Source organism: Streptomyces ureilyticus, from assembly GCF_011045025.1.
Lineage (GTDB): Bacteria > Actinomycetota > Actinomycetes > Streptomycetales > Streptomycetaceae > Streptomyces > Streptomyces ureilyticus.
Genome location: NZ_JAAKZX010000444.1, coordinates 1 through 1,730 on the forward strand (window position 1 = coordinate 1; position 1,730 = coordinate 1,730).

Below are 1,730 nucleotides of genomic sequence, written 5' to 3' on the forward strand. Positions count from 1 at the left end.
TTGTATAAGAGACAGGCTCTGCACCGCGCCGCCCGCGGTGCCCTTGGTGAGGTTGTCGATGGCGCTGATCGCGATGATGCGGTGCGCGGCGGCGTCGTACGCGACCTGGATCTGAACGGCGCCCACCGTCCGCCGAGCGGCGCGGCGAACAGCTTGTGCGCGAGCAGGGCGTTCGCCTCGCCGCCGATCGTCGAGTTCGAGAACAGGTGGTAGAGAAGGAAGAAGGCCGGCGCCTGGAACAGGCTCGGCAGACAGCCGGACAGCGGCGAGACCTTCTCCTTGGCGTGCAGCTCCATGACGGCCTTCTGGAGCTTCTCGGGGTTCTTCCCGTGCTTCTTCCGCAGCGCGGCGATCTGCGGCTGCAGCTTGGCCCGCTCCCGCTGCCCGCGCGCCGCGGCCCGGGAGAGGGGATGTACGAGGAGTCGTACGAACGCGGTGAACAGAACGATCGCCGCAGCCGCCGCGGACGCCTGGAACAACGGCTCGAGGAGATCGGCCAGCCCTTCGACGAGGCCGGCGAAAACGGACATGAAGGCGGACAGGAGATCGGACATGGGTGAGCCCTCCGGGGGTCTCGTCGTTACCGGGAGATAAGAGATCCGGGATCTGAGACCTGAGACCTGAGACCTGGGATCTGGGATCTGGGATCTGGGATCTGGATCTACGTCGGCATGACGGCCCGAGGGGAGGGCTGCTGCGTACTGCTTCTGTTTCCGAGTGCCCCTACGCGGCCGTCAGGAGATGACGGCCGGGTGCTCGTGGACGCGTACGCCCCCGAGCGTCGGGATCGCGTTGCGGCAGGAACGCCGTACGCCGCTCACGGTCGCGGATGGCCGTACGCACCCGGGTGGGCGGCACGGCGGGCGCGAGCCGAGCGGCGATGACTGAACAGGCGCTGAGCGCGGACCCGGCCGCGGCGGTCGCCGCGAAGGCGACGGCGCCGACGAGGCTGCCGGAGTCGAGGAGCGCCACCTCGACGAGGAGAAGGAAGAGGAAGGCGAGCGGCCGCAACCTGGCGGCGACGGGCGTACCACCCATCAGCTGTCCTCCCTTCCTCAGGCGGGTCATCACGCGTGTCCTCACACGTGCTGCCCCATCCTAACGGGGCCGCATGAAGGCGAGCTTCCCCCAGACGACGAGGCGGTACTTGGAGGTGTACTCCGGGGTGCAGGTGGTGAGGGTGAGGTAGTAGCCGGGGTCGGAGTACCCGTACCGCGGGTGTACGAGGCTGCGGGGGACGTCGCGGATGACCCCGCCGTCACGCGGGGCGGTCTGCGGGAGCGTCCGGTCGACGACGTACGTATATCCGGCCGCCCGCGTCTCGACCTCGATCCGGTCCCCTTCCCGCAGCCGGTTGATGTACCGGAAGGGCTCCCCGTGCGTGTTCCGGTGCCCCGCGAGCGCGAAGTTGCCGGCCTGGCCCGGCTGAGCGGTGTCCGGGTAGTGGCCGGCGTACCCCTTGTTGAGGACGTTCGGCTTGCTGATCCCTTCCGCGACGGGGATGCGGAGCCCGAGGCGGGGGATGGTGAGGATGGCGTAGGCCTGATCCCAGCGGTCGAGGCACTGTCGGCCACGACGTGGGGTGCGCGGGCGTGGTTGGGACGGCCCGATGCCGCGCCAGTTCCGGTCGGTGACCTCGAACACCTCCTCGATCATGTGGACGGCGGCCGGATTGCCGTCCTCGCGCACGGCGCGCGCGTACGCGTTCTCCACCCGGTGCTCACCGCGCT

Annotated in this window: 3 protein-coding genes; all 3 read right to left on the reverse strand. The window is 69.4% G+C overall.

What is annotated here, in order from left to right:
• Positions 1–530: YidC/Oxa1 family membrane protein insertase (locus G6048_RS47990; protein WP_165345882.1), on the reverse strand; the 530-nt coding region annotated here is incomplete at its 3' end.
• 193 nt (positions 531–723) lie between these two features.
• Positions 724–1,038 carry a DUF6412 domain-containing protein gene (locus tag G6048_RS47995; RefSeq protein ID WP_165345881.1) on the reverse strand — a complete coding sequence of 105 codons (315 nt, stop codon included), beginning with the start codon at positions 1,036–1,038 and terminating at the stop codon, positions 724–726.
• Positions 1,039–1,098: 60 nt separating this feature from the next.
• The coding region (locus G6048_RS48000) for a class E sortase (RefSeq protein WP_206343043.1) at positions 1,099–1,730 on the reverse strand (632 nt) is incomplete at its 5' end.